At 57.5% G+C, this 13,154-nt stretch carries 13 protein-coding genes; 8 read left to right on the top strand and 5 right to left on the bottom strand.

All coding sequences use genetic code 11. The features are described from left to right. Positions 1-509: 509 nt before the first annotated feature. Positions 510-1,196 (bottom strand): cation efflux transmembrane domain-containing protein, encoded by a 687-nt coding sequence (locus AOZ07_RS09160; RefSeq protein ID WP_060701722.1) that lies wholly within the window; start codon positions 1,194-1,196, stop codon positions 510-512. After that, on the bottom strand, positions 1,193-1,552 hold the full coding sequence (gene cmtR / locus AOZ07_RS18185) for a Cd(II)/Pb(II)-sensing metalloregulatory transcriptional regulator CmtR (protein WP_075972463.1): 360 nt from the start codon (positions 1,550-1,552) through the stop codon (positions 1,193-1,195). Before cmtR ends, AOZ07_RS09160 begins: the two co-directional genes overlap by 4 nt. A 169-nt stretch (positions 1,553-1,721) precedes the next feature. Here cmtR and AOZ07_RS09155 point away from each other — a divergent pair, with 169 nt between their 5' ends. The 3 genes from AOZ07_RS09155 to AOZ07_RS18790 all read left to right on the top strand — a co-directional run bounded on the left by AOZ07_RS09155 (position 1,722) and on the right by AOZ07_RS18790 (position 4,240). Next, on the top strand, positions 1,722-2,348 hold the full coding sequence (locus AOZ07_RS09155; protein WP_060701721.1) for a hypothetical protein: 627 nt from the start codon (positions 1,722-1,724) through the stop codon (positions 2,346-2,348). A 436-nt stretch (positions 2,349-2,784) separates the two neighbouring features. Beyond that, entirely contained in the window at positions 2,785-3,261 is a 477-nt protein-coding gene (locus AOZ07_RS09150) for a DUF2127 domain-containing protein (RefSeq protein ID WP_075972462.1), read from the top strand. A gap of 340 nt (positions 3,262-3,601) precedes the next feature. Continuing rightward, positions 3,602-4,240, top strand: coding sequence for a hypothetical protein (locus AOZ07_RS18790; protein WP_171919764.1), 639 nt, complete (start codon positions 3,602-3,604; stop codon positions 4,238-4,240). A gap of 62 nt (positions 4,241-4,302) precedes the next feature. Here AOZ07_RS18790 and AOZ07_RS09145 read toward each other — a convergent pair whose 3' ends face one another. After that, positions 4,303-4,605, bottom strand: a complete 303-nt coding sequence (locus AOZ07_RS09145; protein WP_060701720.1) for a hypothetical protein — start codon at positions 4,603-4,605, stop codon at positions 4,303-4,305. A gap of 635 nt (positions 4,606-5,240) precedes the next feature. Between AOZ07_RS09145 and AOZ07_RS09140 the strand changes: the two genes are divergently transcribed. The 4 genes from AOZ07_RS09140 to AOZ07_RS09125 are packed head-to-tail and all read left to right on the top strand — an operon-like array spanning position 5,241 to position 10,275. After that, positions 5,241-5,549: a DUF6504 family protein gene (locus AOZ07_RS09140; protein ID WP_206693780.1), complete on the top strand. Its 309-nt coding sequence runs from the start codon at positions 5,241-5,243 to the stop codon at positions 5,547-5,549. A 36-nt stretch (positions 5,550-5,585) separates the two neighbouring features. After that, a complete protein-coding gene (locus AOZ07_RS09135; RefSeq protein ID WP_060701718.1) occupies positions 5,586-9,041 on the top strand; it encodes a DNA polymerase III subunit alpha in 3,456 nt (1,151 codons plus the stop codon). 14 nt (positions 9,042-9,055) lie between these two features. Then, a complete protein-coding gene (locus AOZ07_RS09130) occupies positions 9,056-9,664 on the top strand; it encodes a GrpB family protein (protein ID WP_060701717.1) in 609 nt (202 codons plus the stop codon). Positions 9,665-9,666: 2 nt separating this feature from the next. Continuing rightward, complete coding sequence (locus AOZ07_RS09125) at positions 9,667-10,275, top strand: nucleotidyltransferase family protein (protein WP_236995157.1); 609 nt, start codon at positions 9,667-9,669, stop codon at positions 10,273-10,275. Between the two features lie 6 nt (positions 10,276-10,281). On the opposite strand, the gene AOZ07_RS09120 is transcribed toward AOZ07_RS09125, so the two are convergent. Both AOZ07_RS09120 and AOZ07_RS09115 read right to left on the bottom strand, forming a co-directional pair. Beyond that, entirely contained in the window at positions 10,282-10,722 is a 441-nt protein-coding gene (locus tag AOZ07_RS09120; protein WP_060703391.1) for a VOC family protein, read from the bottom strand. A gap of 259 nt (positions 10,723-10,981) precedes the next feature. Next, on the bottom strand, positions 10,982-12,361 hold the full coding sequence (locus AOZ07_RS09115) for an MFS transporter (protein WP_060701715.1): 1,380 nt from the start codon (positions 12,359-12,361) through the stop codon (positions 10,982-10,984). An 80-nt stretch (positions 12,362-12,441) separates the two neighbouring features. Here AOZ07_RS09115 and AOZ07_RS09110 point away from each other — a divergent pair, with 80 nt between their 5' ends. Beyond that, positions 12,442-13,089: a helix-turn-helix domain-containing protein gene (locus AOZ07_RS09110; RefSeq protein WP_084793197.1), complete on the top strand. Its 648-nt coding sequence runs from the start codon at positions 12,442-12,444 to the stop codon at positions 13,087-13,089. The last annotated feature ends 65 nt before the right edge of the window (positions 13,090-13,154 follow it).

Genomic DNA, 13,154 nt, shown 5'->3' with positions numbered 1-13,154 from the left:
CGAGTTTGTACGGAAAGCGGCGCTTGGATTGGGAGCCAGGGTGCACGCGCCGCATTGATGCAGCGCCATAGGGGAGCGAAAGCGATATCCGCCAGAACTTATGTCGGGGTGGCGCGTTCCTGGAGGCGGGTGAGGAGCACAGCAAGCGTGCCCCATAAGGCGCCATAAACCAGTTGGCTGGCAGTCCTTCAAGTTGCCAAGCAGCAGCAGCTGGAAAGGTCCTGCCTCAAGGCGACCGGGAGGCGAATAATGCAGGGATGTTTCGAGGCGGGCCTTGCCCCCATGCAGTCTTGTCATCCCTCGCAACATGACGGAACTGCCTAGTCGTGCCCTCGGTTTCTGTACTCCATGCAGCAAGATGCCGTTGGCCGGCGAGGGCCAAGAAGAGCAGTGACTGCACTTGCATGGGGTTTTAATGCAGCAGGTCATTTGATCGTGGCGGCATTGCCGATTCAACGCCTGGTTAACCGAGGGTCAGCAGTTTCTTCATGAACGCAAACCCTCTTGCCTTATTTGGAATCGCAACATGGATCCTTGCAACTGTCAGGGCTAGTTTCCCCCGTCAATACCGCGACGGGGGTAGTGCAGCACGTATCCCCGCGCCAAGCTTGGATGCCTTCGCGCACTGCTACAAATGCAATTGCTAGCGCGGCCACCGAATCGGCCCACGCCCAACCCAACAGGCTGTTGAGCAGCAAACCGGCCAGCAGAGCCGCCGACAGGTAAGAGCAAATGAGAGTTTGTTTCGAATCGGCGATTGCCGAGGCCGACCCCAGCTCACGGCCTGTTCGACGTTCAAGCAAGCTCAGAAAAGGCATGACCGCTAAACTCACTGCGGCCAGGATGATCCCCGCAATGGAGTGCTCTGGTTCCCTGATGCCAGTCAGGGAAAGCGCCGCGTCAACAGAAACATAGGCAGCTAATGCGAAGAACGAGATAGCGATAACTCGCAGGGCTGTTTTTTCTCGCCTCTCGGGATCGGGTGCGGCGAACTGCCAAGCGATGGCGGCAGCTGAGAGCACTTCAACAATCGAGTCAAGTCCAAAGCCGACTAGCGCGGCTGATGATGCCACGCCGCCAGCGATGAGGGCAATCACCGCTTCGATAACGTTCCAGGTGATAGTGATTGCAACGATCACGCGAATGCGCCGTTGCAGAACATTTCGGCGCGCTGGAGTTAGAAGTGCCAGGTTCATGGATTTTCCTTTGGGGTGCAGCAACCTGGAACAGTGCAAGAAACATCAATGCACGGCACGCTGTTGTCAACCGCGAGCGTCACGTCAACCAAGGCAACCAACGCGGCAGCCAAATGAGGATCAGCAATTTCATAACGTGTTTGCCGTCCCTCGACTTCAGAGGCGACAATTCCGCACCCGCGTAGGCACGCCAGATGATTCGAAACATTCGTGCGTGTCAGTCCAAGATCGCGGGCTAGCTGGGCAGGATAGCCCGGTTTCTCCAGTAAGGACAGGAGGATGCGGGAACGCGTGGAATCAGCCAGTGCCCGCCCTAGGCGGTTCATCACGTCCACGCGATTTGGAATGGTCAGCATGTAATGACTATACACTGGGTGATGACTATATGCCCGGCACCTAAACCACAACCAGTCCTACGTTGTCATGTGCAGGTACGTGGCGACGAAGTAGAGCTTGAGTAGCAATGACAAAGCTTCCTACGACCTTGCTACTAGGATCTCGAGTATAGAAAGGCTGGCGAGCGCAATGAAGCGAATCAATTATCGGCTGGCTGTCGAGTGCTTCTTTCTAGCTGCTGCGCCGTCTGTGGCAGCGTGCAGCTCTGGCGGAGTGACTGCGGCAGATCCTGGATCGCTGCCTGTTGCAGAGAAGCATGGCTCTTTTGCGGTGGATGTCGAAAAACCGGCAGCAACTGTTGGCGACGCGGACTATGTCTTTGTCGGCAAGGTTGAATCCAAGGTTGGTACTACGTACAAAGACCCGGTGGCCATTGAGACTGAAAATGGCACCAAAGAAATTGCAGATCCGTATACCGATTACAAGATTAAAGTGCTGCGCAATATCAAGGGCGAACTTGTTTCCGATAGAGCAATCCCCGTCCAGAAGTCCGGTGGTGTCGATAAGGAACAGAAGTACGTGGTTCTTTACGAGGACGATGTTCTCCCCGAAGTCGGTTCGACCTACGTGTTCCTCGCGTATGCGCAGGAAGATGGGTCATTGCTGGTATCTGGCCCGAATTCATCCCTTGAGATCGAGGCAGGAACCGAGATGGAACTGGGTAAATCCAAAGTAGTGCAGGCTTACGGGGAGGCAATGAAGAGCCAGGAGAAAACCGACCGTACGAGATTTCGCTCGAATTTTGACGCGTCATGATAGTGAAGCGTAGAGCCGATTTTTACTAGTTTGATCTCATGTCGCTAAACGCGTGCTTGTTAAACCATCTGTTTCGCTCTGTGGGCGATCAGGTTGCGGCACAGATGGAACACCCGGCGAATCGAGAGGTGGCCATGGCAATAAAGCCATGGCCACTTTGTCTATGCGTAGGTGAAATTCCCCTATATGTGTATCGAAAACGATCGATATTGGCCGATCATGAAGAGGTGCCGTATACCTTCGGCAGGGCGTTGAGCAGCGGAACGCGCTACATGAATTTTGCCCTTCCGCCTTCCTCCACCTGAGCCCCCGAAGAGTTTCGTAGTGTACGTTCAAATCAGGACGCAACAGCGGCTTCTTCTCTCCTTTGAAAGTAGGGTTAGCTCATCGGCGGAGGAAACTCGCAAGGGATGAGAATGAAAGTGGGCGACGGTCTATGGATACTTCCGGGCGTTCGGTTCAGATTCGTCACCGACGCTTGCTTGATCGCACCTTTTATGTGGGCCTAATCCTTAAAGGACTCAATGGCTTGGCAGAGCTGATCAGCGGAACGGCGCTTTTATTCACTGGACCCGCCAAGATTGCATCATGGATTAGCGTCCTAACCCAACACGAGCTCAGCGAAGATCCCCAGGACTTCATCGCTCGATCATTGGTCAACTTGTCTGAACGACTGGATGTTTCAGCGACACTATTTGCCGCCTTTTATTTGCTGATTCATGGGCTGGTAAAAGTGGTGCTTGTGTGGGCCGTGCTCAAAAACCGGTTATGGGCCTACCCCTGGCTTATCGGCTTCCTAATAGCGTTCATCCTCTATCAGACCTATGAACTGATCGTTAACTTTAGCTGGGTGTTACTGGCTCTCACAGTCTTTGATGTTGTGATTGTTCTGCTGACCTGGCGCGAGTACTAATTGCATCGACTGCCAGGCCTCCAGAATCAGAACGAATGATGCTGTTCGTGCAATGGCTAAACGAAACTGAATTCTAGAACCGAAAACGACCGATATTGAAAAGGCCTCTAACCAGGAATCTCAGTTCTCTAGCAGCCCACTGGCATTCTCGAAAGTCTTCTATTACTTTCATCTTCTACAGTTGATCGCACAACACACTCGTGCGATCAACAACTCCACCAATCCAAGGGTTTAAAAAATGTATTTAACATCCCGACACAGGTAGTTCAATTATTTTCACTCAAGATATATTTAGAGATACTACTCATCAAGACGATCAGTAGACAGATTGAGGAATTCTTTGAAAAAGTCTACTTCGCTTATTCTCGGTGTATTACTACTAGGCAGCTCACTGGTGAGCGCGCCTGCTAATGCGGCGCAGACGGAGACAGAAAATTTTGTAGAAACACAGACCACTCCAGCCTACGCAGTAGGAAAAAGTGGAGAACGATTCTATTTTGAAAACGTTGCACAAAAGCTAGGGGTTGGGCAACCCGCAGCGTATTGGTCACCATGTGGCGTTTTCGATAAGAACGAAAAACTCGTCAGGACTTTCAACCGGCAAGCGGTCAAAGGAGTCTCAGGGCGTACAGCCTATCTGCGTTGCGGTACAAACAAAGTCATCAATGGCGACAATGTAGGTTGGGGCTATCGGCATATTAAAGCTGGCCACATGAATGATTGGAACAACCAGGCCGTGTATTTGGGGGTAAACTGGAGGGAATTTGCCGATTGGGCAACCAATGAAGCATTAAACTGGCCATGCCTGAAGAAATATCAGAGCAGCAATAAAACCGTCCGCTACGGTGGAGTTTATGAACTGCGAGATTCCCGTGACCGCATCTTCAAAAGAGTCGGTGTCACAACGGCAGTCTCGACCACAAATTCTCGTATCATCACATCTCATCCAGATAGCGTGAGCCGAGCCTGCGGTAAATAATAAGATTTCAATGGATCACTGACTACAAGAATGGCTATGGCGTATTTGCGCCATAGCCATTCTTAGTCTTCTGTCTCTATTCTCATGCTTGCTCCGTACATGGTTCCTCGTGAACCAGTGAAAGTATGAAGTGCTGTTATCAATTGTGAGAATGCGTATTGCTCGCCACCAGTAAAACCTCGCGGCATTTTAATCCCGTTCAAGCTGGCAAGATCTTTTTCTGTGACCCTCCATTTGATGATCGCGAGCCCGTTGTCGTCAAAATTTGGGTATTCAATGTAGATCCCCCAAGGTGTTATGCGAGCTTCGTAACCATATTCATTCACCAAGTAATCTACATAATTTTGGCGTTTGAAAGTCTCCATAGTTCAATCCTAACGACAACACGTAAACATTTTTATGGGTACACACAAAATAACCGTTTTATGGTTGCTGGATCTTCTGCGGCTGGGTTAGCTTACCGCATACTATCAAGCTCGCGGCGATGAGTATCAGGCCTTCGTTTGCTCGATCCGGTAGCACCTAAGCCATTGGACTCATCTGGCTTTCCCGCCCGCAGGTATCTTTTCTCCATGGTTTGTCTCTTTCGGCTGCTCGCAACCGACGGGTTTTGAAGCATTCTTGCCTGCAATCACCCAGGCGAGTTCGAGTGCCACCTCGCTAGCTCCGGCTTGCTCCCAGAACCACTTCCATTTGGTGATTCGAGGAACTGGATTGGCTATTTTGCTTGATGCGGAATGCCTCGCGGCGGTCCCAGGGCCGGAAGGTACTAGAGGCAATGGTGGTCTTTTATGGTTGCCAGTGCCTTAGGCCCATTGGCCTGGCGATGGGAATTGCGACCAGCTTCGAGGTCAACGGAACTCCCTTTGCGCTCAGTACAGCTTTTCGCGAAGCGGTGCCCGGCTAACCCAAACTGTCGGTGCGCCTGACTAGTGTAACTGTCATTCGAACACGTGTTCGAATAGGATGGTTCTACCAAGTAAGGAGTGCACACGTGGGGATGTTCACCGAGTCAATCGAGGTTGCCCGCGCAGCGAATGGAATGCCGTTGCGCGTGAGCTGGCAGGGGCAGGACTACCGCCTGGCTGCCGAGCCTCAACGCTGGTTCGAGCGCCGCAAATGGTGGGACGAAAACCTGCGGATTCCTCGCGGAATCGGCGCAGGAATCGCCGACTATGAGATGTGGCGACTGCAACTGGTTGCGGTGCGCGGACCCCAGCAGGTGCACAGCGTTGACGTCAGTTTTGACGCGCAAACCGAACGCTGGCGACTGGTGCGTGTGCATGAGTCCCTGGCCCGCAGCGCCTAGTCCGCAGCCAGGGGAACATATATTCGAAGGACCGCAATGAGCTTCACCCATTTGAACGTCAGTTCTTCCTATAGCGCCCACTACGGGGTGTCGCACCCGCGCGCCTTGGCCCAAGCGGCCAAAGCCCACGGTGCGCAGATGCTGGCACTCACTGACCGGGACGGGCTATATGGAGCAGTCAAGCACGTCGCCGCCTGCATAGCAGAAGGTCTGGCGCCCATCCTCGGTGCCAACCTCGCGGTGCTCGACTCTGCCGGCGAAACCCTCGCAAGAATCACCGTGCTAGCTCGCGGCGGTTGCGCAGGAGCTGGCTACGCAGCGTTATGCCGAACGATTACCCTCGCGCACAGCACCGCGCACGGCGTTCCGGGACTGAGCACCAGTCAGGTTGGGGAACTGGGCCGCGAAGGCAACCTGATGATCCTGATCGGTGGCGAGTCCGATGTAGCCAGGGCAATCCTCAAGGGAAAATACGCCCAGGCGCGCACCCTCATGGCCGACTGGAAAAAGCGGGTGGGGAAGATGCTGCGAGTGGAAATCACCACCTACCTCTCTGCGCATGGTTCACGCTACAGCCTCGGCGAAGCCGCCCGCTTGCTGCGCTACGCCCAAGAGCGGGGGATTAAGTCCGTGCTCACCAATGCCGTGCGCTATGTGGACCCCGACGGGGCGGTCACCGCAGATATCATTGACTCCGCACGCACCCTGCACAGCTTGAAAAACCTGGATTCCTGCCAGCCCAATGGGCAGGGCTGGCTGAAAACCCCGCAGCAGATGCAGCAGCTTGCCACCGAAATCGGCAACGCCACCGAGCGGATCTGGGCCCATCAGATGCTGCGCGATACCGAACAGCTTGCCGCGTGGGCGGCACTGGATCCCGTCGCAGACCTCGGGTGGAAGAAGCCGGTGATCCCCGAGGCAAAAATCATCGGACTCTATCGCCCAGCCCAGCAGGAACTAACCGAACGCGTCTTCGCAGCGGTCCCGCGCCTGCTGCCTGACACCGACCGGAACCTGATCGAGAAGCAGCTGGACCTCGAGCTGGGGGTGATCGACCGGCTGGACTTCGCCGGATACTTCCTGACCGTTGCCGAAACCGTCAAGTTGATCACTGACATGGGGGTGCGTGTTGCGGCCCGCGGTTCGGGCGCCTCCTCGCTGGTGAACTACCTGCTGGGCATCAGCCAGGTGAACCCGCTAGCCCATGACCTGGTGTTCGAGCGCTTCCTTTCGGATACCCGAACCACCCTGCCCGATATCGACATCGACGTGGAATCCGCGCGCCGCCACGAGATCTACCGCAAGATCTTCTCCACCTACGGAGAGGAGCGCGTGAGCCTGATGAGCATGCAGAACGCCTACCGGGCTCGCGGCGCAGTGCGCGATGCCGGATCCGCACTGGGCATCGAACAAGAGCAGATTGACGAAATCGCCAAGCAGCTCTGGCGCTTCTCCGCATCCTCTTTCCGCGAAGCGCTCACCGAGAAGCCCGAACTGGCCGCCTTGGCCGAGCGCATCACCGATGACACCCAGCTCGATATCCTCATCGACGCCACCGAGCGCCTGGACCGGCTGCCCCGGCATATCTCCATGCATCCCTGCGGGGTGATCCTCTCCGACGCGAGCCTGCTGGACCGCACCCCGGTCCAGCCCTCGGGCATCGGGCTGCAGATGAGCCAATTCGACAAGCACGACATGGACCTGATGGGCTTGATCAAGCTCGACGTGCTCGGGGTGCGCATGCAATCAGCCATCGCCTACACGCTCGAGGAGATCGCCCGCCTGCACCCGAGCAAAGAGCAGGCAGCTCGCGCCGGCGGGCATGCCGACGACAGCTACATCGACGCCACCGGAGTGATCGACCTGGCCAGGGTGCCGCTGGATGACGAACCCACCTTCGAATTGATCCGCTCCACCCATACGCTGGGCTGCTTCCAGATCGAATCCCCGGGGCAGCGCGAACTGGTCGGCAAGCTCGCGCCCCGCGAATTCAACGACCTGATCATTGACATCTCCCTGTTCCGCCCGGGTCCCATGCAATCGAATATGGTCAAGCCCTACCTGGAACACCGCCACGGATTCGCCCCGGCCCAATACCTGCACCCGAAGCTGATTCCCGCGCTCGCCGAAACCCACGGGGTCACCGTCTTCCACGAACAGGTGCTGCGCATGCTCGATGTGCTCACCGGTTGCGGGCTGGGGATGGCCGATGTCTACCGTCGGCTGCTGGGCAACCCGGAGAAGGAACCAGCAGTGGAACGCTATGTGCGCACCGAGGCGGTGAAGAACGGCTTCACCCCCGAAGTGATCGATAATGTCTGGGAAGTATTATCCGGCTTTGGATCCTTCGGATTCTGCAAGGCCCACGGGGCCGCCTTTGCCGTACCCACCTACCACTCGGCCTGGCTCAAAGCCCATCACCCCGAGGCCTTCCTCGCCGGGATCTGGGAACACGACCCGGGCATGTATCCCAAGCGGCTGCTGGTCTCCGAGGCGCGCAGAATGGGCGTTCCCATCCTCCCGCTGGATATCAACCGCTCCACGGGGCACTATCGAGTCGAACGAGTTTTCGAATCTGCTCCTTCGAAGCTCCCAGTGGTGCCCCGCGCACCCAGCTCGCTGCGCCCAGGACGCTATGGAATCCGCCTGGCCTTCCGCGATATCCACCAGATGAGCGAACGCGAAGTCGAACGCCTGGTTGCCGGCCAACCTTATGAGCACCTGGCCGATGTCCGAGCCCGCGCAGGACTCTCGCGCCGCACCTACCAGAATCTTGCAGCCCTCGGAGTCTTCGATTCCCTGCTTGCAGGAACCTCCCGTGCCGACACCATCGCCCATACCCAATCCATGGCGCATAGCTCCCTTCCGGCCAAATACCGTCCGGGACCCGGACAGCTGGCACTGGACCTCGGGAAAATCGAACACATCAAAGCCAACGGAGTACAGCTGGATCCAGCCGAAGTAGTGCGCACCGAACTGGACCTGATGCACTTGGACGCCAGCGAGCACCTGATCTCCTCCTACCGGCAACGCCTGGCGCACTTGCCCGTGACACAAGCCGCCGAGCTGCTGCATTTGCGCAACGGAACCGAAGTGCTGGTCGCCGGGGTACGCGTGGCCACACAGACCCCTCCCATGCGCGGAGGCAAGCGCGTGGTCTTCATTTCCGTGGATGACGGCACCGGCTGCATCGACGCCACCTTCTTCGATGACACGCAGCAACGCACCGGGCCGCTGCTCTTCTCCACCCGCATGCTGCTCATCCACGGGGTCACCCGGCGCACCGGGCCACGCGGCATCTCCCTGCAAGCGCTCAACGCCTGGGACCTGCATCAGCCAGAAACGCTGCCTGCGGCCGGATATCTCGACGAGCTCACCCGGCCGCAACCCAGCTATCGGCCAAAACTCGCCGAGGGGGCACGCAAGAGCGAAAGCCTTGGAGAACTCGCCAAGCGCATGGAAGCCGAAGGGCTGGACCAGCGCGGAGCCTGACGTAGGATGAAGCCATGAATACCGAGCGCAGAGAAACAGCCAGCAGAATACGCGCCGGCAAACCTCTGCAACTCAACCCGAAGCTCGTCGATGCGCTGACCGGCAAAGAACTCGGACTGCACAGGGGCGAAGTACGCCTAGCAAACCATTCGCCCCAATGGGAACAAGCCTTCACGCAACTGCAACAGATACTGCACGGCGACATGCCAGCAGGTGTCAAGGCAATCGAGCACATCGGTTCCACCGCCGTACCAGGATTAAAGGCAAAACCCATCTTGGACATCATCATCGGAACCGTCCCCGAGGCAAATAGCGAAGAACTGCATTGCTGGCTGCTTGAGCACGGATTCATCTACAGGGGAGAGGCGGGCAACCTACGCCCAGATACGATGTACGGATTCGAGATCCAAACAAACATCAGGCTCATCAATGTCCATCTCATCGCCTATGGGCAGACCGAATGGTCCTATTACCTCAACTTCAGAAACCACTTGCGAGCTAACCCCGAAGACAGGGCAGCCTACCAACAGCTCAAAGAGCGACTAGCGGCTCGCCAGCTCCAAGATCGCCGCGGCTACCTCGACGGGAAAGCGAAATTCATAATCCAACGACGCAAGGCATGACCGTGGATACATCCGATGAAAAACTTTTCCTAACCTGCGTTCAAGCCAACCCGATCAATCGGCAAATACTCCAGCTCGCCCCGCAGCTCGGCCTTTCCGACTGGTGGCTGACCGCAGGTGCGCTATTCCAAACGGTATGGAACGTACTGGAAGGCAAGGACCCGCAAAACGGGATTCGCGACTACGACTTCTTCTACTTCGACGAAGATACGTCCTATGAGGCGGAAGATGCAGTCATTCGCCGTGCAAAAGAACTCTTCAAAGACATCGACGCAGAAATCGAAGTCCGCAATGAAGCACGCGTCCACATTTGGTACGAAGAACACTTCGGGGTTCCAGCTATTCCATTCGCCAGCGTCACGGACGCTATCGATCATTTCGCAGCGAAAACCTGCTGCTTCGCAGTCACTAGCGATGCGAATGGGCAGATCAGCACCTATGCGCCGTATGGATTTGCAGATCTATTCGCCCGGAGGATCATTCCGAACCCAGTGCTCGCGCCCCGGAACGTGTATGAAGCCAAGACCAAACGGTGGCTATCCCAGTGGCCGTCGCTTACCGCTGAACCTTGGCCTGAACGAAAACCATCAACGGACATCGCTGAAGACTGACAATTCTCAAACCGAGGAAACATGCCCGTCGGCATCAATGACAAACGACGGATTATGCACAAAATCCCAGCGGAAGCCATCCGGATCGGCCACGCAGGCACTCTTGCCGCCCCAAGGCTGCACGGTGGGCTCGGTGATCGACGTTGCTCCCGCATCAAGCGCTCGCCGGTAGTGGTGATCCACTTCCGCATCCGAGTGCACGTTATGCCCAAGCGAGATCGGCGGAGCCAATGGGCCGTGCCCGACATCGCCGTACTCGCTGGGCATCTGTTTCACGTCCCAGAGGGCGAGCATCAAGCCATATCCGGCGCGGACAAAGGCGATTTCCGGGTGGGCTGGCTGCACCAGCTCAAACCCCAGGCCCTCGGTGTAGAACTTGGTGGAAGCGCCGACATCGCGCACGCCGAGGGTAATGGCGCTGATGACGGGTGGGGCCGGCTTGTTCATATTCCTAGGGTAGGAGCGGTTGAAAATGAAAGCCATGGATTAGAGGAACTTTCAAGACTTTTCCTGCGTCCCTATAAATAGATCCATTGCTCGTTGCGCAGCACTTGATGCCTCATTCGGGCAACCTCATCGTTGTTCTGGCGCTCCAACGCAGAAGCATGGCGGTACCGCTTTTCGCTGCTGAACATGCGTTTGAGGGCTGATCGCTTGAGCCGGGATTCACCGGGTGCAGTGGGATCGGAAATCACTTCGGGTACTCCTATTCGGTGGGTGACGTTGGGGCGGGGGACTTCTGGGAGCCATCGGAACTGGCGCGTTCAAGCGGTGCTGGAGATGCGGCAGCAACCCAATGCCCGGGGCGAGGGATCCCTCGGACCTGTGGCGAAAGCCAGGCCAAGATGGCAGCCAAGGAAACCAATGCTCCGAAAAAGATGAGTGTCGGGCCCATGCCAACCCACTCCAGGCCGAGCCCGGTGGCCAGCGGTGCCAAAGGCAAGGCGGCCAGGGCCATGAAGGTAATCAAGGAATTCGCTCGCCCGGACATGTCCTGGGGGACGCATGCCATGAAGTATCCGCCGACTGCGGCGTTGAGCGCGGGGACGCTCAGGAAACTGAGCAACAGCATGGAGCCCATCCACAACAGGTTCGTGTTAAACCCGATGAGGAGCATGGCGGCGCCAAGAAGAGTGAGGCAATTGCAAGCCAGAAGCCCGCTGCGGAATTTTTCAATGAGCGAGGTCGCCGCCAGCGAGCCGATCAGCATTCCAGCGCCCATGCACGTCGATGCCAGCCCAATGATCCACGGAGCTTCCGAACGCTGCTCCAGCCCATAGATCAGAGCGGTCATCAGCCCGTTGACGCCGATGTTGACGACCGTAATCAAAATCAGCAGCGCTCGTAGTTGCGGGCGGGAAAAACACCAGTGCATGCCGGCCAGAATTCCGTGGGCAACTTTCTCTTCGCCGCCAGTGCCGGCCTCGCCTCGATCCCGGAAGGATTGCTGTGCGGCCCGCAGAGGCCGGCGCAGGGCAAACCCGCTGGCCGCAGCGAACAGCTTCAGGACAGCGACGGCAAGCAGGGCAATGCCGCCGCCGAATCCGAGCAATACACCGCCAAGGGGAGCGGAGCCGAGCATCAGCACGGAGTCGCGGCCCTGGTTGGCAGCCATCGCGCGGCCGAGCTGTTTCGGGTGCACCAGATCCTTGAGGGCGGCATTGGTTGTTGAGCCAAAGTATCCGCCGCGCAATTCCATCAGGACATGGGCGAGGCATAACAGGGGAACCGGCAGCGAACCAGAGCCGATGCCCAGGGCCAAGACCGCGGTCACCGCTGCGCCGCACAAGCTCCCGATCACGATCATCCGGGCCTTGTCGGTGCGGTCCGCCATGGCGCCGCCGGCCAATATGACGCTGGCCCTGGCTGCCATCCCCAGCGCAGCCAAGGATCCGGCCAGCACCGGCGAGCCGGTGGCTGCCAGCAGCATCAAGGGGAAGATGAACCCATAGATGCCGCCCGAAAGCAGCGCCGAGGAGTCCGCCATCAACCACCTGCGGTAATTTTTCTGCGCACGCAACGGGGGCAATGGGCTTGCGTCAATCGCCGCGGTCTCTGGGCGGCCGCTGGGCTGGGTCGTGGTCATGGAATCCACTGTAAGTCCGCAAATAAAGTTGCGCAATAGAATTTGCGCAACTTTATTTGGGGGATTGCTAAGCTGTGCACATGAGCAATAACGAGTCGCTAGTCACGTTCACTACGCCGATGCTTAAGGCGATTGCCAACCCGCTGCGCCGGCAGATTCTCAATACGCTATCGGCCATGGGATCGGCCCGCGCGGCGGACATGGCACAGGTGCTGGACATGCCGGCGAACAAGATCAGCTTCCACCTGCGCGAATTAGCCAAGGCCGAGATGATCGTCGAGGTCCCGGAGCTCGCACGGGACAAGCGCGACCGGGTTTGGAAGTCGGCTGCCGTTGCGTACACCACCGGCGAGGTGGGGGAGCGGGAAGACGATCCATCCGGCATGGCCATGGGCGCCTATCTCGGGCAGGTCATCAATGACGAGCAGCGGCGCCTGCATGCCGCCATGGTCCACGGTGGACGCCACTACTCCGGCGAAGAGGCCGGCGAGGCCAAGGCACGTATGATGACCAGCGACCTGATGCTCACCATGGATGAAATGCGCGAGCTGATCCGCCGCTTGGAAAAGGTCATCCCGGCGTTCCGGAAGGACCTGGAGGAAGGCAAGGTCCACAGCTCCCAGCCGGCCGGGGACCGCGAAATCTGGCACGTGATGACCTTGCTCAATGCCGAATCGCTGTTGAACGAGTCACATGCGGGCCAGCAATCATCGCAAAACCCGAAGTGAACGCGCGCTCGGGCGGGGTGCTGAACTAAACTGGATTCTGGCTGGCTGTGGCCAAGGTATGCCAC

It is taken from the genome of Glutamicibacter halophytocola, assembly GCF_001302565.1.
GTDB classification, from domain to species: Bacteria; Actinomycetota; Actinomycetes; order Actinomycetales; family Micrococcaceae; genus Glutamicibacter; species Glutamicibacter halophytocola.
Note: the sequence above shows the minus strand (reverse complement) of the source record. Positions and strands in the feature narration are given on the sequence as shown.